The 21,700-nt window shown below is 30.4% G+C and carries 23 protein-coding genes and 2 pseudogenes; 5 read left to right on the top strand and 20 right to left on the bottom strand.

Annotated elements, in window-relative coordinates:
* Window positions 1–114 precede the first annotated feature (114 nt).
* The 11 genes and pseudogenes from CAB05_RS07550 to CAB05_RS07495 all read right to left on the bottom strand — a co-directional run.
* Window positions 115–552: a VOC family protein gene (locus CAB05_RS07550; protein WP_087999208.1), complete on the bottom strand. Its 438-nt coding sequence runs from the start codon at window positions 550–552 to the stop codon at window positions 115–117.
* Window positions 553–799: 247 nt separating this feature from the next.
* Window positions 800–1,033 carry a hypothetical protein gene (locus tag CAB05_RS07545; RefSeq protein ID WP_087999207.1) on the bottom strand — a complete coding sequence of 78 codons (234 nt, stop codon included), beginning with the start codon at window positions 1,031–1,033 and terminating at the stop codon, window positions 800–802.
* 481 nt (window positions 1,034–1,514) lie between these two features.
* Complete coding sequence (locus CAB05_RS07540; protein WP_087999206.1) at window positions 1,515–2,324, bottom strand: class I SAM-dependent methyltransferase; 810 nt, start codon at window positions 2,322–2,324, stop codon at window positions 1,515–1,517.
* Between the two features lie 204 nt (window positions 2,325–2,528).
* A complete protein-coding gene (locus tag CAB05_RS07535) occupies window positions 2,529–3,503 on the bottom strand; it encodes an AAA family ATPase (RefSeq protein WP_087999205.1) in 975 nt (324 codons plus the stop codon).
* Complete coding sequence (pnuC, locus tag CAB05_RS07530) at window positions 3,478–4,113, bottom strand: nicotinamide riboside transporter PnuC (protein WP_158093209.1); 636 nt, start codon at window positions 4,111–4,113, stop codon at window positions 3,478–3,480. Before pnuC ends, CAB05_RS07535 begins: the two co-directional genes overlap by 26 nt.
* 245 nt (window positions 4,114–4,358) lie before the next feature.
* On the bottom strand, window positions 4,359–4,883 hold the full coding sequence (locus tag CAB05_RS07525; protein WP_087999203.1) for a hypothetical protein: 525 nt from the start codon (window positions 4,881–4,883) through the stop codon (window positions 4,359–4,361).
* 185 nt (window positions 4,884–5,068) lie between these two features.
* Complete coding sequence (locus CAB05_RS07520) at window positions 5,069–5,377, bottom strand: hypothetical protein (RefSeq protein ID WP_371870369.1); 309 nt, start codon at window positions 5,375–5,377, stop codon at window positions 5,069–5,071.
* Window positions 5,378–5,650: 273 nt separating this feature from the next.
* Window positions 5,651–5,899 carry a hypothetical protein gene (locus CAB05_RS07515; protein ID WP_087999202.1) on the bottom strand — a complete coding sequence of 83 codons (249 nt, stop codon included), beginning with the start codon at window positions 5,897–5,899 and terminating at the stop codon, window positions 5,651–5,653.
* Between the two features lie 96 nt (window positions 5,900–5,995).
* The gene (locus CAB05_RS07510; RefSeq protein WP_087999201.1) at window positions 5,996–6,298 is read right to left on the bottom strand and encodes a hypothetical protein; all 303 of its coding nucleotides are present in this window, start codon (window positions 6,296–6,298) and stop codon (window positions 5,996–5,998) included.
* 24 nt (window positions 6,299–6,322) lie between these two features.
* On the bottom strand, window positions 6,323–6,793 hold the full coding sequence (locus tag CAB05_RS07505; RefSeq protein ID WP_087999200.1) for a helix-turn-helix domain-containing protein: 471 nt from the start codon (window positions 6,791–6,793) through the stop codon (window positions 6,323–6,325).
* Window positions 6,794–7,402: 609 nt separating this feature from the next.
* Window positions 7,403–8,239, bottom strand: a pseudogene (locus CAB05_RS07495) (DUF4822 domain-containing protein); the annotation flags it as partial.
* Between the two features lie 1,098 nt (window positions 8,240–9,337).
* Here CAB05_RS07495 and CAB05_RS07490 point away from each other — a divergent pair.
* A complete protein-coding gene (locus CAB05_RS07490; protein WP_087999198.1) occupies window positions 9,338–10,180 on the top strand; it encodes a hypothetical protein in 843 nt (280 codons plus the stop codon).
* Window positions 10,181–10,543: 363 nt separating this feature from the next.
* Window positions 10,544–11,002 (top strand): LptM family lipoprotein, encoded by a 459-nt coding sequence (locus CAB05_RS07485; RefSeq protein ID WP_087999197.1) that lies wholly within the window; start codon window positions 10,544–10,546, stop codon window positions 11,000–11,002.
* A 146-nt stretch (window positions 11,003–11,148) separates the two neighbouring features.
* On the opposite strand, the gene CAB05_RS07480 is transcribed toward CAB05_RS07485, so the two are convergent.
* Window positions 11,149–11,625, bottom strand: a complete 477-nt coding sequence (locus CAB05_RS07480; RefSeq protein ID WP_158093208.1) for an SMI1/KNR4 family protein — start codon at window positions 11,623–11,625, stop codon at window positions 11,149–11,151.
* A gap of 474 nt (window positions 11,626–12,099) precedes the next feature.
* Window positions 12,100–12,300: a hypothetical protein gene (locus CAB05_RS07475; protein ID WP_087999195.1), complete on the bottom strand. Its 201-nt coding sequence runs from the start codon at window positions 12,298–12,300 to the stop codon at window positions 12,100–12,102.
* Window positions 12,301–12,757: 457 nt separating this feature from the next.
* Here CAB05_RS07475 and CAB05_RS07470 point away from each other — a divergent pair.
* A pseudogene (locus CAB05_RS07470) lies at window positions 12,758–13,090 on the top strand (hypothetical protein); the annotation flags it as partial.
* Window positions 13,091–13,310: 220 nt separating this feature from the next.
* On the opposite strand, the gene CAB05_RS07465 reads toward CAB05_RS07470, so the two are convergent.
* From CAB05_RS07465 to CAB05_RS22100, 3 genes are all read right to left on the bottom strand, one after another.
* A complete protein-coding gene (locus CAB05_RS07465; protein WP_087999194.1) occupies window positions 13,311–13,739 on the bottom strand; it encodes a hypothetical protein in 429 nt (142 codons plus the stop codon).
* 231 nt (window positions 13,740–13,970) lie between these two features.
* On the bottom strand, window positions 13,971–14,588 hold the full coding sequence (locus CAB05_RS07460) for a hypothetical protein (protein ID WP_087999193.1): 618 nt from the start codon (window positions 14,586–14,588) through the stop codon (window positions 13,971–13,973).
* 651 nt (window positions 14,589–15,239) lie between these two features.
* Window positions 15,240–15,386, bottom strand: a complete 147-nt coding sequence (locus CAB05_RS22100) for a hypothetical protein (RefSeq protein ID WP_158093207.1) — start codon at window positions 15,384–15,386, stop codon at window positions 15,240–15,242.
* A gap of 201 nt (window positions 15,387–15,587) precedes the next feature.
* Between CAB05_RS22100 and CAB05_RS07455 the strand changes: the two genes are divergently transcribed.
* Entirely contained in the window at window positions 15,588–16,697 is a 1,110-nt protein-coding gene (locus CAB05_RS07455; protein WP_087999192.1) for a GerAB/ArcD/ProY family transporter, read from the top strand.
* Window positions 16,698–17,214: 517 nt separating this feature from the next.
* Window positions 17,215–18,459: an NAD(P)/FAD-dependent oxidoreductase gene (locus CAB05_RS07450; RefSeq protein WP_087999191.1), complete on the top strand. Its 1,245-nt coding sequence runs from the start codon at window positions 17,215–17,217 to the stop codon at window positions 18,457–18,459.
* 265 nt (window positions 18,460–18,724) lie between these two features.
* Here CAB05_RS07450 and CAB05_RS07445 read toward each other — a convergent pair whose 3' ends face one another.
* The 4 genes from CAB05_RS07445 to CAB05_RS07430 all read right to left on the bottom strand — a co-directional run bounded on the left by CAB05_RS07445 (window position 18,725) and on the right by CAB05_RS07430 (window position 21,692).
* Window positions 18,725–19,174, bottom strand: a complete 450-nt coding sequence (locus tag CAB05_RS07445; RefSeq protein ID WP_087999190.1) for a DUF805 domain-containing protein — start codon at window positions 19,172–19,174, stop codon at window positions 18,725–18,727.
* 1,068 nt (window positions 19,175–20,242) lie between these two features.
* Window positions 20,243–20,572 (bottom strand): carboxymuconolactone decarboxylase family protein, encoded by a 330-nt coding sequence (locus CAB05_RS07440; RefSeq protein ID WP_087999189.1) that lies wholly within the window; start codon window positions 20,570–20,572, stop codon window positions 20,243–20,245.
* An 88-nt stretch (window positions 20,573–20,660) separates the two neighbouring features.
* Complete coding sequence (locus CAB05_RS07435) at window positions 20,661–21,332, bottom strand: Crp/Fnr family transcriptional regulator (protein ID WP_087999188.1); 672 nt, start codon at window positions 21,330–21,332, stop codon at window positions 20,661–20,663.
* A gap of 153 nt (window positions 21,333–21,485) precedes the next feature.
* A complete protein-coding gene (locus CAB05_RS07430) occupies window positions 21,486–21,692 on the bottom strand; it encodes a hypothetical protein (protein ID WP_158093205.1) in 207 nt (68 codons plus the stop codon).
* Between the last annotated feature and the right edge of the window lie 8 nt (window positions 21,693–21,700).

Below are 21,700 nucleotides of genomic sequence, written 5' to 3'. Positions count from 1 at the left end.
ACAGTCGATCATGTTGTTCAACTAACGCATGTGTTAGTTGTATAAGGAAACTAATTATTTTGATTATCAATCTTTTTTAATACAACTCTATGTTTTATATTGCCATTACTCTGGTCACCCTTTAATTATGGTATTCAACATCTCCAAATAGTGCGGATTGTACATAATACCCAGTACATTACCAAATGGATCAGTTACGGAAGCCGTGATAAATCCCGCCTCACCTCGATGTGTGAGCGGTTCGTATTCTTCCGCTCCCATTTCCTTCAACTTGTTAAGTGTGGCTTTCACATCGTCTACGTGCCAGTACATGATGACACCACCAGGGCCAGCCGTTGCTTGCGTAGGAGCGAAACGACGATTGATCAGACCCAGTTCGTGCTGGTAGTCTCCAAGTCGAAACTCGGCATAGGCTAGTTGACCACCTGGTCCTGACCGTTCAAAGTAAGGCGCAATGCCCAGCAGCTCCGAGTACCACGCCTTTGCCGCCTCCATATCATCTGCCCAGTAATTAATAGTCGCAAATCCCCGTAATGTTTGTATTTTGCTCATACACAACTTCCTCCAATGACAAAATTATTATTGGTTTACAGAATGAACAATACCAAATTAAATATCGTATTCTATTACCTCTATTAAATTCATTAAGAAAAGCCTAGTTCTTTGTTAATTCAGCTTTATTGCTCATTACATAATAAAAAAGGTGAGTGCCAAACTAGACCTTCTTGTTCTTCAACTAACGCATGTGTTAGTTGTCAACAAAGTTAAACATAATTAATATTTATGTATTCAAAGATTATCACTTAAGTTTGAACCACTTTGTTAATTCATTACTAAAAATAATACATACTCCAATTAACAATGTAATAATTGGAATCCATATTACACCTTCGATTTGTGCATAATTATTGTCACTATTTAGACAAATAGCACTTGAATTACATATTGTTTTACTTAAACTTTCTACAAGTGGAATGAGAAAAAACATAAATAGAGAAATTAATACATAAATTGCCCCTACTGACTTTTTCAAATACTTGACCTCCTTTTTTAATTATTTATATAAGACCCACTTTATTTTTCCATTATATGTTAATTCTTGTCTTTGAATGATATTCCCTTCTCTTCGATCTTTCTATGTTTAAATAAACTACCAGTTTGAACAAAAAAAGGCTGCTAGGCAGCTTTTCGTGTTGCAACTAACGCATGCATTAGTTGAACAAGGCTTTCCATTAATTACGTTTGTTTTTTGATTCATAAGCTTTAACAAATCGTGCAAACCAATAAAACGCAACTATTGGCAAAACATACATTTCTAATTCCCCGAGAATATATAATGACATCTGTACCTACGAATATTGTAATTTTTTCAATTATTCGGCAAAAGTCTTTTAATCACCTTTTTCAAAAATACATTCGATTAAGTGACTTTTAAAATGAAAAAAGCCGCATTTGCGACTCTTGATTCTGTTGAACTAACGCTCTTGTTAGAAGAATTTAAATTAATATTAGTTTTACTTTTTCTTGCCAATGTAGAGTAGATGAGAGGAAATCCCAAGAATATAAGGGTCCGTTGCTTTTTCTTTAATTAATTTAATAATTTTTTCTACCTCAGTTTCACCTTTGTCTCTCCAATAATTCCAACTATCATTGCTTAAAATAGCTCCTACATTTGAACCAATTAAATCCACACTTTCAAATCCTTGCGTTTCCATAAAAGGATTGATGTCTTCAATATTAAAATAATATGCGCCTGTAAAACGTCCCTCATCTGCGTGATTGAAACAACCAGATTGAGAAAATTGAAGAATAGTATCAACTTTATCGTTTGGCTTCCAATTATTTGGAGATAAGAGTGAATTAAATATGTGTCTGATTCTAGGCATAAAAGCAACAAAAACAAGTCCATTCTTTTTAGTTACTCTATATAACTCTTGAACCGCTTGAATACGGTCATTTTCTTCCTGTAAATGATACATAGGACCAAGCATTAATGATGCATCAAACTGTTCATCTTTGAACATATTAAGCTCTCTCGCATCAGCAGTATAAAAACCATCAAATTGTCCTTCTAATTGAAATTCCTGAGCTTTATTTTTTGCAATTCCAACTAATTTTGGTGTTAAATCGGTTAATGTTACCTTAAAACCCTCTTTAGCAAGCTCCATTGAGTATTTTCCAGGTCCAGCGCCATTATCAAGTATACATCCTGTTTTAGGCAAATATTTTTTTATAAAATGCCAGTTAACTTGGAACTCTATCGGTTCACGTTCAAGCCTTCCCCATTCATCAAACTGATTATAATAACTTATAATTTTGCTCATAAAATTCCACCTACTATTTTCATTGTATAATTCCAATTCAACATAAAACCATTTCTATCCTTCTTTAACCAAAACTGCTAGTTAGATCAATAAAAAAATCGACTAACTAAATAGTCGATTTTCTTGTTCAACTAACGCATACGTTAGTTGTATAAGAGAATAAAGAAATTGTTAAATTAATTATTTTATATTAACCCCATAAATTTAATTTTTAAAATCAAAAAAATTATATATAGCCTCTATTGCTTGTTTAATTCGCTCGTCAGCTACTTTATCAATTTCAACGAAATGCAATCCTTTTTCGATTAAAATATTTTGAAACCGTTCATGCATATACTCACGCTTATGACCAAAATTTCGTTGTATTTCTTCTTTATAAGGTATTGTAGGTTTCAGTAACAGAACAAGGTCCCAATTTGATTTCTCTGATAATAGTTCAACACTTGGATGCACTTTACCAAAATATTCTTCACTATATATTTTAGTCGTCATACTATCTGTATCTGCAAAAAGTAGTTTATTGGCAACTTGAACACCTTCTTCAATTTGTTTATGTTGCTCTTCAGCAAAAAGAATTAAATCACTATAGTTAAATTCATTGTTATTATTTTCGATCCATTCTCTAGCAAACTCTTGTACTCCAATCGTTCCAAAGTGGTTTGCAAGTTGTTTAGTTAGCGTACTCTTGCCACAACTTTCACCACCATGAATAAGAATACGTTTAACAAAATATGGTTTTACGTGATTTGGAATATAGTCCCATACCTCAAAAGGGTTATTTCGTACCAGCGTACCTGAAACTGGAAATACTCTTCTCTCTTTGTCTACTAGAATATGTTTTGCACCTACACATTCTGCTAATTTGTATCCGTAATCTTCAGAAGAAAAAACAAAATCAATTTGCTCAGGATGATGGCGCTGCACAATTTCTGTCCAAATATCCCAAAACTGAGGATGTTCTATAGGTTCTTGTGGAACAACCTCCTTAAAATGGATAACTTTGACTGTTGGAAATGCTTTTTTTACCCACTCATACCTAATGTTTCCATCGATTGGTTCGGTTGGCAAACTACAAACGAGAACAGTCACTTCATTACAAGTATCAACAGCTGTTTGAATAAGGTGACAATGACCGCGGTGCAGTGGCATAAACTTACCCAGAATAAACCCCTTTGTCATATTCTTTCCTCCATTTAACAACACCTAAAATACAAATGATTAAAAATACAAAATATGTAAAGCTTATTGTATAAAGTCCTTTGTATGCATACAGTCCAACTGATAAAATATCCACTAGGATCCATAGATACCAATTTTCAAATTTCTTCGAAGAAAGTAGGACTTGAGCAACTACACTTGTTGTTGCAATAAATGAATCTAAATATGGTACACTCGCATCTGTGTATTCATTTAAAAGATATCCCCATACAAATGATAAAATAGGTGTCAAAATTATTACCAAAATCCATCCACTTAAATTAAGTTTTGTTGTTGGACGAACGTTTTTCTCACCACGATTACGTAACCAATACACCCATCCGTACAAACTTAATATGAAAAACATTCCTTGTAACATCATATCTGCATATAATTTTGCATCGTAGAAGATTAGTAAAAACAAAATTATATTTATAATTCCTGTTGGATAGGTCCAAATGTTTTCTTTCGCAGCTAGGTATATACATATTAGTCCAAATAAACTTGCTAATATTTCAATTAAAGTAGAATTTGTAATATAAGAGATCGTAATAAATATTGCTAAAATTATAAAATTTATTATTTTTTTCATACATCTTTCCTTTCTCATTTAAACTTCCTTTTAACTTCATGAAAACTGATAATTTACGTGGAATACTATTTTCATCGTACAGTTCCGCTATATTTTTAACAGATCAAAGGAATATTTAAATGTATATACTTATCTCATAATCAATTAAAGTGCTCATTAATTCTAAAAAAATAGGACTGACAAAACAGTCCATCTTGATATTCAAATTACTCATGCGTTAGTAGAAGAAGAACTTTGCAAAAAACTTAATTAAATGAGTTTTCGTTTTTGTTAGAACTAAGTTTATTTTTTTCTTGCCAAAATTGAATAAGCGCTTCGTGCATTTCTTTTGGTTTTTCAATCGTAATCCAATCTATGCTACCACTATATCTCCAAAAAATATTTTTAAATGGGAGTTTATGTCTCAATCTAACTTGCTCTTCTTTATAAATGAATACTCTTATATATGTTGAACTCGTAAGCATCTCATTTTCAGATTTATGAAATTCTATATTTTCAATTTCATTCCAAAAAATTTTATTACCTTCAAAATCAACTACTACCCCCTCATCATCCCAATGGACTCCTTCTCCTTTTTTTCTCGAAAGAAACAAAGAGTATGAGCACCAAAATAAAAAATAAGTAAGCGCAATTAATCCAATCCAAATGAAGAAATTTGAAACAGTAAATCGACTTATACTAACCGAGAACATGATTGTAAAAAACAGTGAAATAAAACCAATTACTATTAAAAAAAATACTAATTGAATTTTTGCCTTATAAACTTTCATTCTACTTTTATTGCCCCCTACATTCAAGATGTACTTAAATTATACAATAGAATAAAAAGGCATTGCTCTGAGCAACGCCTTTTTATTATTATTTTTCTTTCGTTATGTAGCTAACGCGCTCATTAGTTGAATAAGGACATATAATAGGGATACACCTCAAATTAGGTGCTTCTTTTAGTTTTTGATTATTCAAACTCGAATTTAATATAGGCATTTTCTAAACCTAATAAATATTTTAATGTTTTACCTAATCCAAAGTTGTTCGGTAAATCCTTTTCTAAAACAAAGGTTACATATCCTGCTTTACCTGTTGTTAAATTGGTTAATTGAAGATAGTCATTATTATCGTAAATGTATGAAATTATAAATTCATAGTAATCTTTTTCTTTTTCAGTTGTATCCAATCCAACATCGTATAATCTAACTCTTGCTCCTGCCCATATTTCTTCATCATCCTTGATATCATTCAATGGTATCCACTTTGACTTATCCAATATTTCATCCCTTTTCTTGTTAATTTAATAACACACTAGATTTTATAAACTGATCGCTAGTTCAACTAACGCTCTCGTTAGTTGGAGAAGATATTAATAATTATATAATAGAAATAAATTCACAAATGATTTAATTTAGTCTTATCTTTCTTTTTCTTTGGAACATTTTTATAAACAAAAATAGCAATCCGAGTATAAATGCTCCTCCCAAATTAATTAATGTAAAAAATTTTATATACATTAGATATTCAGCATCAGGTTGAAGAATGTTATTCAAATTTCCCATCTTATATACGCTCCACAATAATTAGCTAATATCCCTATAAATGTAGCTAATAGAGTTGAAAATACAGACATTAAATTACCCATTAAATTATCTTTATAAATTGATTTATGGTAACAAATTAAAAGCCCCAATGGTATAAGAACTGCACCGAATAAAGGGATGATTATAAACAATGACCCTTGATACATTAAGGAAACATAAATTAAACTTAAAATAAAAACTAATAACTTCTTCATGCTTCTTCTCTCTTTTCTATCAAGGTAATAATGTCATGATATCAATCTTTTTTTAAATTTAGTTTATGTGATGCTATTGTCATTTTAAAGGCTTAATTAATATACGTTCGTATTAATAAGAATACTTATTGTATAAAAAAATGTGTATATAATAATCATTGAAATTAATGTAAAACTTATCCAATAACCTTTTATTTTTTTGTTTTTTAAACCAACATAAAAAAAATCAAAAAGGCATGCTAGTGAAACTAGTAAAAGAAAATTAACTAAATAGGCCCCCATTCCGAAGATTGCGATCCCTGAATCCCAATTTATCATTTCTTTTAGATTAAGTGATGTATAGAGTGCTGTTACTGCGAGTAGTAATGGATACAAACCAATCTTTCTAATAATTTTCATACTAAACTCCTTGATTCAATTTTCTTATGTATTATCTTTTGATTGACTGTTTATTAATTCAGAAAGACGATTCATTACATCTTCCAGTTCAAATGAGCTATACCATCGATAGTCTGAATCATCTAAAATACGATAATGTTGACTAATTACGTTTTGTTGTACACGATAGATGCCTTTATGCTCAACTTCATTCCAAAACAGTTTCCCTCCTAACGTTTTAACTTTTGGAGTATTCATTTCATCATGTGCGAGTGTTTCTATTACCTCAAACGGCTCATCACCGAAAAAGTTTTTTAAAATCATACTATCCTTGAACAAAGCACAAACTACTACCGTGTTTGTCCATCCTAATGATGTTCGTTCTTTTTCAATTTGAACTAGAGTTTTCTTTGATATACCAAGAACGGTTGCCATTTTTTCTTGCGAATACCCTTTTTCTAGGCGAATCAACCTCACATTTTGTGAGATGAGTTCGATTAGTTTATCTTTATTCATATTAGTTCACATCCTAACAGATAAATTCATAACGATTATGTATATGTTACCCAAAAGTTACCTATATTAACTTATAGTGTAATTTTACACTTTATACAACTCTTTGTAAATACTTGAATATAAAAAGAACAGCCATTGGCTGCTCTCGTTATTCCGATAAGGAATTTATTAATTCTTAAAAAAAGTGATATTGGACAACTAGCTGCTTATTTTAAAATTAAATCTGGTAAAAATATAATAAATATAGATGTTACGTTGATTTTAGATACTATATACATAACTGTAAATAGTATTACAATTATAGAGATGTATTTGAACAAATAAGAAATTGTTATTTTATCAATAAAAGTTAATATGATTACTATTGCTATACCTTGAATGCTATACCTTGAATGCTATACCTTGAACTACGTTTTCCATTTTCCCATTTACTTTTTCCACCTTTTTAATTTCAAGTGTTCATCTTCCTTTACTACATCAAAAAAGCCACTCCATATGTGGAATGGCTTCTTTGGATAAAATATATGAATAAGCTAATGATCAAATTTGAAATGTTTCCAGATCTCTCATTCACAGTAAAGCTAAACTCTTAGCGTTTAATCCAAACTTTTAAAAACTAAAATTTGGCTTATATTGACCTTTATAAGGTTCATGTTCAACGAATACAGTAATGTCCCTACCTTCTTTGTCTTTACCAGTTCTTTTATAAGTAAATTTATTTTTATTAAGTTCTGTGATTTCAAGAACCGCTCCATACTTATTATCACCTATAGAAACATGGGCTCTTATTTTATTTTCGTGAACTACATCGAAATATCCATAATCACCACGGCTTATACCTGTTGCTAGACTGAAAAACTCATATTTATTAGACTTGTTATCATATTTAGCCAGACTAATAAAGTTAGTATTATACATTGTTATATCATTACCGTTTTCATCTAAAACTTTTGTTCCGTTCCAAAGTGTGTTCCCTAAAATAATATCTCCATCAAGGGTATTAATAATTTTACCCGTCGTAGTATCTAACTGCTTGTCCGGACTAGTAAAAGAAAGATTTTTTCCTTTAAATGGAACATGTTCAACGAATACCTCTACATCGTTGCCATTAGCATCTTTTCCCATTCTTTTATAAGTAAAAATATCTTTGTTCAGTTTTATCATATCGACAACTGCTTGATATTTTAATGATTCTGAAATTAATATTCTCTTCTTACCATCACTTGTAATAAAAAAAGTTCCCGTGTCTCCACGACTAATACCTGTCTTAGCATCAAAAAATTCATATCTTCCTGATTTCCCATCATATTTTGCAAGACCAATAAAATTTGCATTCTCCTTTGTTAAGTCCTGGTGATTTTTATCGTATACTCTCGTACCTTGCCAATTTGTATTACTTAGAATATTAGACATTTCCTGTCCTTTTGTTTCTAATAGATTATTTTTGTAATATTTATTAATTGCATGTGATTTAGCCTCGACCCTTTTAATTAAATAAGCTTTTTCATTTGCATATTTCTTAATAGTCAAGCTCTTATTCAAATAATTTAAAGTAGCTGTTTTGATCTTTGCAGAATTCTGAACATCTGAAACATTCCTGATAGATAGTTTGTAATAATTGTTTACCTTTATTTTTGCAGTTTGAAGCGTACTCATATTGTTCGCAGATGCAGGTGTTACAATTGTCAACAGCATTGCAGTAGCAGCAAGAGTAGTCAATAATTTGTTTCTTTTACTTGTAGAAAATGTCATATAAATCCTCCACTCCCAAATTTAATTTATAATTAATCGATAGAATACTTTTGTATCATTTGAATCCTATCATAATTATTTTGTTCCTACTTTTAACAAAATTTGTATAATCTCTTTTATATAAAAATGGCTTGAATGAGGGTTCTCAAGAATTTTTCCCCCTTAGCTAACTTTGTTCCTCCTGTCTAAAACTATAATATTTAATGATGAACTCCCTCTAAACAATTTCTTAAAAAACTATTAATTTTATAAGAAATTTTCATAAATTTCTTTAAAAGTCGCGTCACTTTAAATTGAGGATGTCTAAATAAAAAGGGATTCTCACCCCTTTGTAGTTATTTATTAACGTTTAAAATTTACAACAGTTGACCACGTCGTTTCTTAAAGAGCGATAAAAAAATCCCTATAAGCGTTGATATTACAACACTTCTAGGGATTTTTAATTTACTTATGCATGAAAATAATGTATTCTCCTCCACTTAATTTTGGGAGAACATTTATTTTTATAAAGTAGACAAGCGTTTAAGTTTAATATTACATAAATAGACCACATTTCTTGGTCTTTTTTCTATAGATGCTATTCAACTAACGATCTCGTTAGTTAATAAAAATTTATTAAGAAGTTAGTTAAATTTAAGTAATGCCATAACTATGAATAGCCACTGCAAAACTAATCCCCTTTTCCCTTATCAAGAATACCTTATATTCCCAATTATTTAATAGCTAATTTATGTAAAAAATAACACAAAATAGATATATTCAAATACAAAACATCGGAGTTGAAATATAGTTGTGAAAAAAGCTTTTTTTACTGTAATCATTTCCCTTTCATTATTTTGCTTTGCAGAACTTACTTACGCTACGACAGACGAACCAGTTCTCTCTCCTATTAGCTTTCAAATAGAAATACAGAATTGGGAAGTTGTCAACAAATTACTGCCAAAATACTCAAAGTTCACTGTAATTGATGTGGAAAGTGGCAAAAGCTTTGATGTACAACGAAGAGCTGGTAGTAGGCATGCAGATGTTCAGCCATTAACAAGAGAAGATACAAAGATAATGAAGGAAATATACGATGGGAACTGGAGTTGGCGAAGAAGGGCTATATTAATTTTAGCTCATGACAACCTAATCCCTGCATCCATGCACGGAATGCCACATGGTGCAGGTTCTCTTCCAAACGGTTTCCGTGGTCACTTTTGCATTCATTTTTGGGGAAGCACTACACATCGGACAGGAAGATCAGATATAAATCATCAAGTGATGATCCTTAAAGCTGCTGGGAGGATTGATGAATATATGAATAACCTTCCACCTTCCCAACTGTTAAATGTATTATTCGTTACCATTAAAAACGGAGATAAAGGCTTGGCTAAAAATATTACCATAAGTAATCAAAAAAATATTAAAAATGAGCTTAAGAAAATAGAAAAAATAGAAGCTATACAGTGGGCTTTGCTCCAAACAAAGGAGACAGAGCCATACTCCATTGCAACTGAAATTCCAGTTAAGGTTAATCTCTTCATAAAAGATATAGGTCTGATTAGAACCAAACTTTCTTTTACTTTGGTGAGAACGTCACCTCTTTCTCCATGGAAAGTGAATATCGATCCGTTACTTTCAACCATTAAATAGTTGTCTAATTACAAGTGGTAGAGATTTACATGGAAATGATTTTAATGATATTATTGCATGCTTTTCATCCAATTAAACATTTCTGATGATTTGTCATTACCGTATAAATGGGGCAATTGAATCTGATACATTGTACTGACTTTGCTTTGCCTCTAAAAAAAACATTAATATAGGCTCTCATGTGTTTTTAAGCTATAGCGTTCGTTAGTTGTATAAGAGTGTTTAAAGGCTGTCAAATTAGACAGCCTCTTTTTTTAGTTCCAAGATCAACATATTAATTTAACAGAGACTTCAAAAAAAAGGAAAAATATTACATATATTGAATATCTTAATAAGGAATTTCTTATTATGGAGGATAATTACTTGAAGAAAATTATTAACGTATTATGTTTAATATCAGTAGTATTTACATTAGTAGCATGTGGAACAAGTGGTGTTTCTGATGGTAAGAAAAAAAATAAAAAATTATCGGATGAACAATCAATAAAGAATTTTATCAAACTTAATTTGGAATATACTCAAAGTGAAGATGTTGAAGCAGTATTATCTCAAACTGATTGTACAACAAATAATTGCGCAGAGTTTAAGTCAACAATGCAAAACCTATTTGAGACTTATGATTTAAAGTATGAACTTATTAATGTTAAAATCAAGGATATAACTAGTAATAAGGCAGAAGTAATCATTACTCAAAAGACAACTAAATTAAACGGTCCTGAATTTAGAGATAATCAGGGTGAATTCTTGCATACTTTAATAAAAATTGATAATAATTGGAAATTTAAAAACACAAAAGTTAATAAAGTCGAGTATTTGGATTGATTTAAAAATAAGTGAAAAAAGGATAGATAAAGCAGAATATGTTTCTGCGTTACCTATCCTTTTTTGTACTAGAAATGATCTCATTTACTAAAACGACATTTAAAGTACGCTATTGAACTAAAGCTCTCGTTAGTTGTATAAGAAACTTATTTATATTTATAATAGTTATCCGCCGAAAATATAGACCAATTCCAGTAATCATCGCCTTGAGCTGCTATGATTCGATCTAACCATAACTCGAAATTTGTATATAGCAGTTTTGCATCTTCTTCAGACCCACCCTCAGTATACCAGTACATATAATTTCCTTCTCGATTAGGATTTGGTTTACACAGATCTGCGTCAATTAATAAATATCCATCTCTACATGTCCCGATTGCAAATAAATTACGTTCGAACATTTCGTAGTGCTTCCAGCTTTCATACACTTCTAACGTGTATTCTAGTGAAAATAACTCAATTCCATCACCGTATCTTGGTGTATATAACAGATTTGCACCATTATGTAGCATTAAAAATTCCTTATAATCTTGTGGCAACGTAAAGCCCGTTTGATTCTCAAATAATTTTATAGCTTTTTCAGCTGCTGGTTCTTTGAAATTACAAGTAACTTCGTAAATCAATCCCTCAGTATGTTGAATATATAATGTGTTATCTTTTTGTAGTCTTTTTTCAGCCCATTTAAAGTTTTATTTAAAAGCTCCATGTATTGCCTCCAGATGTATTTTTTAACTTTTTTATATAGTTTTTTATTTAAATATCTTCTTATCAAAGTAATCCGCCAAAAGTAAAATAGGTGCTGTTCAATAAATCAGCTCCTAAGTTTTATACAACTTACGCTCTCGTTAGTTACTTAATAAAAATTATAGAAAACTATTTACCAGTTAAAATTAACTTTCGTGTTTTAACATTATAAATATTACTCATACTTGTTCACCTTTTCTTCATTAAGTGCTTTCACTCTTCAATTTTTATACTTTAGCATAGATCTACCTTTGAGTATCCATAAAAAAAGAAACGGTATAGATCCTCCGTTTCTCTATTTGTTGTTCAATTTTGGAATCTTATTCAACTAAAGCATGCGTTAGTTGTACAAGCTATTTCCTACTTACTATAACTCTGTATAAATCTTTAATTAATGCACCACCACAAATTAGGAAAAGTACAAAACCAAGATAACGAAAAATAGTGTCAACAATATCCATAACATCTCTCCAAAAGAAGAAAGGATGTATAGGTACAATCATTAAAGTAACTCCAATAATAAATCCATAAAAAAATGTTCTTTGTCTATCCATTTAAACTCTCCCTTGAGTCATACTTCTAAATTTGAAATATTCTTCATTTAAATATGTATTTCCTTTCTTATTACTCAACTAGACAAATACTTAAACAGGAGCCGATCATAATCGACTCCTGAATTTGTTCAACTAATGCTCTCGTTAGTTCAATAAGAAAGTTTCATTTCAACTTTATCTCATCTTCATTTCATCTTTACATAGTCTGGTTATCCTTGTACCTGTAACACCCAATATAACTATGAAAAGGGGTTTTAAAATGGTAAAGCATAAAACAAAATTATTCACAGTACTTGGAATCTCAACAGCATTATTAGTAGGAGCTGGCACTACATACGCTGCTCAAAAGGAAAAAAACGAGTCAGTAAAAACTGTACAATCTAATCAAATTAAACAAGTAAAAACAACAGTAAAAGCACCAAGCGCTAAAGAAATTCAATCGGTATTAAAAGGTCAACCTACACCTTCAAATATTAAAGTGGAAGGCTTTTTTTCTACAAAAGGTCAACCTGATTATACTGCAGATTATTTTTTAAACGATGAAAAATTATTTTCTATATTAAAAATAAACGCACAAGAATTAAAACAAGAATTAGCGACAGGAAAGACTGTAGTTGAGATTGCAGCTTCTAAAAATGTTTCTAAACAACAAGTAATTGATGCCATTGCACAAACACAGGCACAAATTCAGGTTGGTAATAATGACGATCAAATGGAGCAAATGAAAAAAAATATTGAACCAAAAGTAGTACACATCATCGAGCATAAAACTGAAACTCTATGGAAGTAATAAATTAACTAGTAATAACGTTCGGTCTCCCCATACCATATAATAAAAGAACCCTATTATGCTATAAACAGGGTTCTTTTACTTTTTTCTACTTTAACATCCCCCTTTTAAATGCAACTAATCTGCCGGTTACTTCAATAAAAAAAGAACAGTTTTAACAGTTCTTGACCTTCAAATAACGCTCTCGTTAGTTGATGTAAATCGTATTTGATTTCAATTATTATAAACAACCACCAATCTGATAAACTACAAGATCATTTGGTTTATTACTGCTATCCATTTTACCGATATATATTTCTTTAGTTGATTCAGATTTTGTCCAAAGTGACAAAGATCCTAACTTATACCCAGTATCAATCATTGATTCAGAAGAGAATTTTACTACAAGTTCAGTTGAATGATATGTAAGTGGCTCTTCTAAAAAATTGATCATAATAAAACCTGGTGAACCATTCCTTTTTGCCACTTTTGACTTTCCACAAATACCAATATCTCTTGAAGAAACGGCATTCTTTTGTTGTCCAGTCCAATATTTAGTAATTGTTGTCTCCTCAGTTGTACCGTTTGTTGAAGATTTTGGATCTTGATTACAACCCATAAGGTTCAAAATCAAGACAATTGCCAATATACTCTGAACAAATCTGTACATATCCTGTAATCCTCCTAAAGAATCCACCTGATATTTTTATGTTCTTCAAAATATCTCTAAATACCTTTAATTACTTATTAAACCAATCTGCCAGTTAGTACAACAAAAAAGACCGCCGAAGCAGTCGATTGTTATACAACTATCATGAAAGAACGAACTAATCCTTTCATTCGCTGTTGTGAATTCTAGATCCATGGATGGCTAACACATGCGTTAGTTGTATAAGAATTTTTATTTTAGCCCAAAAATTCTCTCAATATAGTTGAAATTTTCATCTATATTATTACTCCCATCGACTAATAAAGTTTGTAACTTTAATTTTTTAGCTTCATGATAGATATACTTTGCAAATAGAGCATCTCTCTTCATCCAGTTATCGAATGAAACTGTTGGATCGTCTGTACTTTCTAAAATATCTTTTAACCATTCCCTTTTCTTATAATGATTTTTTTGAAAACTTTCTGTGGGAATTATCCAAACCGCATTTTGTTTTTTTCTCAAATAAGGAAAAACTAAAGAAGGTAATAATTGATTACCTTCTACTACAATTGATGAGGTATGAGTATTTAAAATATCATTCATAACAAACTGAAAATCTTCTATAAAGGATTGTGTATATACTCTTAACTGTTCCTCAATATCCCTTAGATAAAAAGCTTCGTTTGCATTCATTTTAGATACCTTATACATTGCCGGATAATTAATGGCGGAAATATTACTCAAATGCTCATAAAAATGTTCGTCACATGAATAAAGGTCCATTTTATACTTATCAGCTATCATATTAGCTAAAGTACTTTTACCAGCACAAGCAGAGCCACCGATCCAATAAATAATTTTATTTTCCAATACTAATTCACCTCAACATCAAAAACTTACCCATAATATTACTTAATTCTATTTTTATTTTGGTTTTCCTTGTTCAACTAAAATGCCATTTTTTTAATAAAAAAATGAGCCACAAATGTGACTCACGACCTTCAACTAACGCTCTCGTTAGTAGAATAAGAATGTTTCTTATATTTTCAAACGTTTTTTTATTAAACAAAAAGCAACAAAGATTATTGAATATATAAAGACAATAATACGGTCAAATTTTATTACTTTATAAGACCAATTAAGATATTCATACTAATCGTAAAAATAAGTACTAATTATACTGTAGTTAACACCAGATGTACTCATAATAGCAAATTCAACATTAGCATCTACTAACCACAAAGCAAAAGTGTAAAATAGTATAAACGTTAAAAATATCAATATATACCTCTTTATCCAAATTAATTCTTCATTTGTAGTGTAAATATCAAGATTTGCAATCTACTGCAATGAATTCCATATGTAGTTCAAAAAAATCTACGTCTTCCCATTTTTTTTTATTTTGACACTTGATCTCATAAACAAATATCCCCTCATTATAATTTTACAGTACTATAACGAATCCTTCATAGTTATCCGAGTCTGCTTTTGAACTAACGCGCTCGTTTAGTTCTATAACTATTATTTTATTAGTCCTTGATTTCCACCATAGCTATCTACAATTTCTTTTACTAACATGAACAATTTCTTTATTTTTTGACAAGTAGACAACCCGATACATAACATCGCAAATAAAATAGTCATTCCATAAATCAATTTTCCCTTCAAATTTACACCCCAAAAGGGCTAATACCTTTCCTCATTAAAGTGACGAATTACTGAAAGAGTTGAAATAAAAAAATTGAAAAAAGATAGTAATTACCTATCCTTTTTCTTAGTATCAATATCGGTAATATTTCACTTTCACATATTATTGGAAATTAAAGGTAACCATAATATTATAATTAAATTGAAATCATTTGAGGTAATATGATGAATCGAAAATTATCAATCAGTGGATTCCAATTATTTTGTATGATTTTTTTGTTTGAGGGAGGAACTACATCAGTATTCGGCCTTGCTCATAATTCAAAACAAGACGGTTGGATAAGTATATTTATTAGTCTTATTTTGTGTTGTATATTATTATATGTGTATTTGAAATTATATGAAATATATCCAAGTTTACTTTTTACAAAATACATACAACTAATATTAGGAGAATATGCAGGTAAAGTTGTAGCATTAATTTATATTGTATATTTCCTTTATATTGCAGCACGAGATTTACGTGATTTTGAAGAAGTTTTAGTTATTACACTATATAATTCTTCGTCTATTATTTTAATTGGAATTATTATGATGTCACTAATAGTTTATAGCTTATATAAGGGACTTGAAACATTTGCACGGGCTAATGAAGTAATTTTTATGTTAATTGTTATTATGTTGTTTTTTTTAATTGGAGCAGAAACAATTTCTAAATTACAAAACTTTAATAATTTAAGGCCAGTTTTAGAAAATGGAATACAACCAATTTTGAAAGATGTCTTTCCCATTACATTAACTTTTCCTTTTGGTGAACTCATAACGTTTACTATGATTTTTCCCTATGTAAATAAAACAAAAAAAACATTTAAGATAGGATTTTTAGCGATAATTGTCACAGGGATATTAATGATTATATTCAATATTAATAATATAGCAATCTTAGGCGCTTCATTATTTGAAAGAACTTCTTTTCCACTTTTAACGGCAGTTAGTTTTGTTAATATTGCACATTTTATACAAAGACTAGATACATTTGTTATTATGTTAATGGTTTTTGGAGGATTTATAAAAATTACTATTTTTTTCTATTGTGCACTTTCTGGTTCTGCCGATTTATTTAATGTAAAGAAAACTGAAAAGCTAATATATCCCCTTAGTATTATAATTATTATGCTTTCTTTATTCATGGCCCCAAATTACTTAGAACACATTAAAGAAGGATTTGAAATAGTCCCATATTATTTACATATACCTCTTCAAGTTATTATTCCTGTATGTCTGTTATTAATTGTTCTTATTCAAAGAAAAATAAAATTTTCAAAAAAATAGTAATTACTTAACCACGTTATTTTTAAGTATAAAAAAGGGATAGCAGTAGCTACCCCTTTTTAATCCTAAATTTCAATACAGGTAGTCGATCATATATAATGCGGCAGTTAGTTACATAACGAACTATGTATTAGCTGAACATAATACTATTCTTACTAAAAAATTCCTAATTTCTTCAGTAAATCCTCTTTCTTCAATCCATTCAAAAATTTCATCCTTAATTTTTGAATTTCCTCTTTTCAGTTTCTTGCTCCGAGTATATGTGCAGATTTTCAATACGTGAAATCGAGCTAAATTGTTTGCGCCTCACTTCTCCTGCCTTTGTGCTTTACTTGTCATTTTCTCGAAAGAACTGGCAGATGCCGTTTCTATTTTAAATTTCACTTCAGTTCAGTTACCTTCATTCTTTCACATATATTTAATATTACACAGTGTTAAATCTGAGTGGGATTTTTTGCATACACAAAATGAGGTTGGAAATAGTAAAAATATACTTTTTAATAACTGGAGGATATAGATGAATTTACAATCTGGAACCTATTATTGGCCTACAACTTTTCCTGATGCTCCATCATATCCGGCGTTGGAAGCAGACCTATCTTGTGATGTTTTAATCATTGGGGGGGGAAGCTCAGGGGCACAATGTGCATATTATCTTTCCGATACAAATTTAGATGTGGTTGTAATTGAAAAATCAACCATTGGCTGCGGCAGTACTAGTACGAATACGGCCCTCCTTCAATATTCCGGTGAAAAAATGTTTACAGATTTGATCAACACCTTTGGAGAAGGTTACATCGAAAGGCATTTACAACTACTGAAGGAATCCATAAATGAAATTGAAGTAGCCTCAAAAAAAGTCATCATTAATTGTGAATTCAACAGAAGAGATACTCTTTATACCGCAAGCTGTCGGGACGACGTTGAAAGTCTAAAAAAGGAATATGATTTCTTAAAACAGAAAAACTGTGAACTTACTTTTTTAACAAAGGATGATATTGAAGCAAAATATCCATTTAGCAGGGATGCCGCTATTTATTCATACAATGATGCAGAAATCAATCCTTTCAGATACACCCATGCACTTTTGGAGTACGCCGCAAGTAAAGGAATCCGAATATTTGAACATTCGGAAATGAACGGTCACCATTATGATAAAGAACAAGATAAGGTGATTGTATCTACTAAGAATGGTCATTCTATCAAAACAAGATATATTATTTATGCAGCAGGTTATGAAGGAATAGAAATTCAAAAGGAGAAAAAAGCTTCCTTTGTAAGTACATATACCGTAACTACCCAACCAGTCAAAGATCTTTCCAAATGGTATAACAGAACACTCATTTGGGAAACCGCTCGTCCCTATTTATTTATGCGTACAACTAGAGATAACAGGATTATCATAGGCGGACTTGATGATAATACTTCTTACCCTGAAGATCGTGATAGTAAACTGATTCACAAGAAGAAGAAACTGATAGAAGAGTTTAATAAAATGTTTCCAACTATTCAAGTACAGCCAGCATATTACTTAGCAGCATTTTATGGAGGCACATTCGATGGCATTCCAATTATCGGAAAATATGATGCATTTCCAAATAGTTATTTCCTATTTGCCTTTGGTGATAACGGGACGGTTTACAGCCAGCTGCTGTCGAAGCTTATTGCAAAGGAAATTGTTGAAGGGAACTGTCCAGATTTAGCTTTATACTTGCAAGATCGACCTTTGCTAAACAGTGAATTTTTTATTTCTTCTAATTGATTCTATTTAACATATAGGCTATTTTAAACTTTAATGCTGATTACTACATAAAAATAGAGGAAACCCCATTTGAGGGTTTCCTTGTTCATTGTAATAAATTAAGTATTCTTCATAAATTCCTCCCCACACCGATGATACTACAATAATAAATTCCCCCTCCTAACTTGAAAAAGAGGATGATCGATTAATGATTATCCTCCTTTTCTTGTTCAACTAACGCGCTCGTTAGTTGAATAGGAAATAACTATTTTATTATATGTTTGCTTTAGAGTAACTCTCCAATAGGGTTAAACCCGTACTTGTTCTCGCCTTTTTGACTATCTTTACATGCAAATATGAATAAAATAATGATACCTATTAACGAAGTAACAAGCATTGTAATACTTACAAAGGTCATAGTTCTTGAACTAACATCTATTCCCATGTATAACGAACATTTACTTGGGACTAACATCAAAACCCACCAACCAGTTTTACCGATATCATGAAGTCTCCTAACACTCACAGATAAATATGGAATAAATATCAAAACGTCATAAATTTTGGGAATTACCCCAACTACCTCTGGTATTTTTTCACCTGCAACCAAAAATCCTGTTATGAAAAACGAAATTAAGAATAGAAAATCCACCAACCTAAACATCCAATATTCTTTTCGTCTTGCTCTGCCTTTAAAATTAAATGTATTTTTTAATGCTTGAAAATACCATTTCATCTATATTCCCCCATCCTATATCAATTATTGTAACTTCAAAGTTTATTAATTTTCAAATGGCTATATTTTCTAAAAAAAGAAGGATAGAAACGCAGATGTTTCATCTGCAATTTCTATCCTGTTTTTATACTACATATGATTCAGCCAGTTGCTGAACTTAATCTTAACTATCGCGCTCCTTAGTTGATTAAGACATACTTTTATTAGTAGCTCGATACAGTCTTATTCTTAAATCGAATCATTTATCATTTCTAACATCATTTATAATTGATTGTCCTTCTGTAACGATAATGTATAATAGTCCAATTCCCAAAAGTATGAAGAAGCATCCTAGAATAAAATAAAACAATCTAATTTAACATTCTGGACATTTTCTTTGGTAATAATATTTGATTAATAATAACAAAAATGCCAAAAGTTAATAAAAAGATCGTATCAATAAAGTTATTTAAATTGGTTTTAATAGTATTTTTTAAAACGTTATTAACATCAACAATTTTAACAATATATTTATCTTTTGAATGAATTTTATCTATTACTTTTGCAGAGATGGTTTTTATTATTCACTGATTTATGTGAATAATAAAAACCATCTCCTGTAAATAACAATATCAAAGCAATTACAGTAAATAAAATCTCCGAAACTTCATTAAGTTTAACTCCCTAGTTTTAGTAAAGAGAAGTTTTTCATTAAACCACCTCTTTGTTACCTTTCTATAATCCAACTAATTTACCTTGTTTTTTGTTCTACTAAATTGCCAGTTTCAACAATAAAAAAGAGCCACATTAATGACTCATGATCTTCAAACTAACGCTCTCGTTAGTTTTGAGAGTGTTATATATTTTTTGTCTTCGTATACGTTTAACCATTGGGGAACATCAAAATAGGCTTCTGTTACGATTGCATTCACCTTTAAATTTGACACACTTATTCATCTATTTTCTTTAACTTAATTTGAACGGTCACTTATGCAACTAACACTCTCGTTAGTTACATAAGCCTTTTTTCTAATAACTCAACGATTTCTCTTTGTCCTTGTTCCTTTGCAAAAGCTAATGCTTGTTCACTCAATCCCCTTCCTCGAAAGCGTTCAAAGAGTTAACACCATGGGCAAGAATTGCACCTGCTCTAGTAGATGCTGCTACTAGAATAGCTTCAGTAACTTCCTCCATTGTACCTCCAAGTGCTTTATATTTGTTTATGTGTACATCAATACAATACGGACAACCAGTAACATGAGCTACTACAATAGCAATTAACTCTTTCGTTTTTTTTAAAAGAATAGTCTCTTTCTCAAAGACCGTCTTCTCAAATTGAAAATAGGCGTTTGCAGCTTCAGGGCTTTTCTTTACTAACTGTGGAATTTTCTTTAAATTTTCTGGCTTATAATAAGTCATCTTATTTCCTCCTAGAAAAATATTTTTTGCATGAAACGATTTACATCTTTTATTCTAGGATTTTGATTGAATAATTTCAGTGACTTTATCACATTACTTCAACTAGTTCTTGTAACTTTTCCTTTTGATTGATAAAAATTTTACCACGTTCCTGTTTTATCCACCCATTTCTTTCAAAATCTTTTAATGTTCTACTGACTACTTCTCTTGCAGTACCCAAGTCTATGGAAAGAGATTGATGAGTAATATAAAGAAGATTGTCGGATGTTCCATTTGATTTTTGGAGCAACAAGTCAGCCAACCTTGAATTTAATGGCTTAAACGTTATATCCTCAATAAGATTCGCAACTGTTGTTATTCTTTTTATAAATAAACGATGAATATATGTATTGATTTCTCTATATCTATGTGACCATTCTCTAAATAATTGAGCAGGTAGAACAAATAGCTCGGTTTCATTTTCTATTTCAGCGATAGCTTCATATCCTGTCTCACCTAAAATGCTTGCTAACATGACAACACATGTGTCACCACTTCTTAATCGATACAGTGTTAACTCTTTTCCAGATGGACTTATTTTATAAACTCGAATACACCCGTTAAGTACAAAAGAAACATGTTTAAAAATATATCCTTCCTCAATCATTTGACGAACAGGTAGAGTCGTTATAAACCCGCTGCTATCTTTCCATTCATGTATTGGTATTTCTCTGAAAAAGGGAAATTTATTATTAATCATTTCGATCTGCTCTTTTTTCAAAAGATAACCTCCTATCTTACAAAATAAAGCCTTGTTCAACTAAACTGCCAGTTTGTTTAATAAAAAAGACCGACTAATCGTCGATCATGTTGTTCAACTAACGCTCTCTTTAGTTGAATAAGAAAAAAGCATATAGGACCCATTCAAAATCCTTTATACTTCAGTTTTCTTTATAAATTTATTTTTATAAACTTTTTCTGATAATCTTACTGTAAAAATTGTAGCGATTATCATAATGAAAAATGTTAAATAGATATTACTCGTAATTCCTAGCTTCAAAAATAAAAAACTTAATAACGTTGAAATTACTAAATACAATGTTAATTGAATGCCAACGCCCATTAAGTCACCTCTGTTCATTCATTATT

Origin of the sequence: Gottfriedia solisilvae, from assembly GCF_002128405.1 — a bacterium.
GTDB lineage: Bacteria > Bacillota > Bacilli > Bacillales > Bacillaceae_G > Gottfriedia > Gottfriedia solisilvae.
Note: the sequence above shows the minus strand (reverse complement) of the source record. Positions and strands in the feature narration are given on the sequence as shown.

Excerpts from the sequence above, each read along its gene's own strand:
- CAB05_RS07550 (WP_087999208.1), bottom strand. The coding sequence starts at position 552 with ATGAGCAAAATACAAACATTACGGGGATTTGCGACTATTAATTACTGG.
- CAB05_RS07540 (WP_087999206.1), bottom strand. The coding sequence starts at position 2,324 with ATGAGCAAAATTATAAGTTATTATAATCAGTTTGATGAATGGGGAAGG.
- CAB05_RS07535 (WP_087999205.1), bottom strand. The coding sequence starts at position 3,503 with ATGACAAAGGGGTTTATTCTGGGTAAGTTTATGCCACTGCACCGCGGT.
- pnuC (WP_158093209.1), bottom strand. The coding sequence starts at position 4,113 with ATGAAAAAAATAATAAATTTTATAATTTTAGCAATATTTATTACGATC.
- CAB05_RS07525 (WP_087999203.1), bottom strand. The coding sequence starts at position 4,883 with ATGAAAGTTTATAAGGCAAAAATTCAATTAGTATTTTTTTTAATAGTA.
- CAB05_RS07515 (WP_087999202.1), bottom strand. The coding sequence starts at position 5,899 with ATGAAGAAGTTATTAGTTTTTATTTTAAGTTTAATTTATGTTTCCTTA.
- CAB05_RS07510 (WP_087999201.1), bottom strand. The coding sequence starts at position 6,298 with ATGAAAATTATTAGAAAGATTGGTTTGTATCCATTACTACTCGCAGTA.
- CAB05_RS07505 (WP_087999200.1), bottom strand. The coding sequence starts at position 6,793 with ATGAATAAAGATAAACTAATCGAACTCATCTCACAAAATGTGAGGTTG.
- CAB05_RS07475 (WP_087999195.1), bottom strand. The coding sequence starts at position 12,300 with ATGGATAGACAAAGAACATTTTTTTATGGATTTATTATTGGAGTTACT.
- CAB05_RS07465 (WP_087999194.1), bottom strand. The coding sequence starts at position 13,739 with ATGTACAGATTTGTTCAGAGTATATTGGCAATTGTCTTGATTTTGAAC.
- CAB05_RS07455 (WP_087999192.1), top strand. The coding sequence starts at position 15,588 with ATGATGAATCGAAAATTATCAATCAGTGGATTCCAATTATTTTGTATG.
- CAB05_RS07450 (WP_087999191.1), top strand. The coding sequence starts at position 17,215 with ATGAATTTACAATCTGGAACCTATTATTGGCCTACAACTTTTCCTGAT.
- CAB05_RS07445 (WP_087999190.1), bottom strand. The coding sequence starts at position 19,174 with ATGAAATGGTATTTTCAAGCATTAAAAAATACATTTAATTTTAAAGGC.
- CAB05_RS07440 (WP_087999189.1), bottom strand. The coding sequence starts at position 20,572 with ATGACTTATTATAAGCCAGAAAATTTAAAGAAAATTCCACAGTTAGTA.
- CAB05_RS07430 (WP_158093205.1), bottom strand. The coding sequence starts at position 21,692 with ATGAACAGAGGTGACTTAATGGGCGTTGGCATTCAATTAACATTGTAT.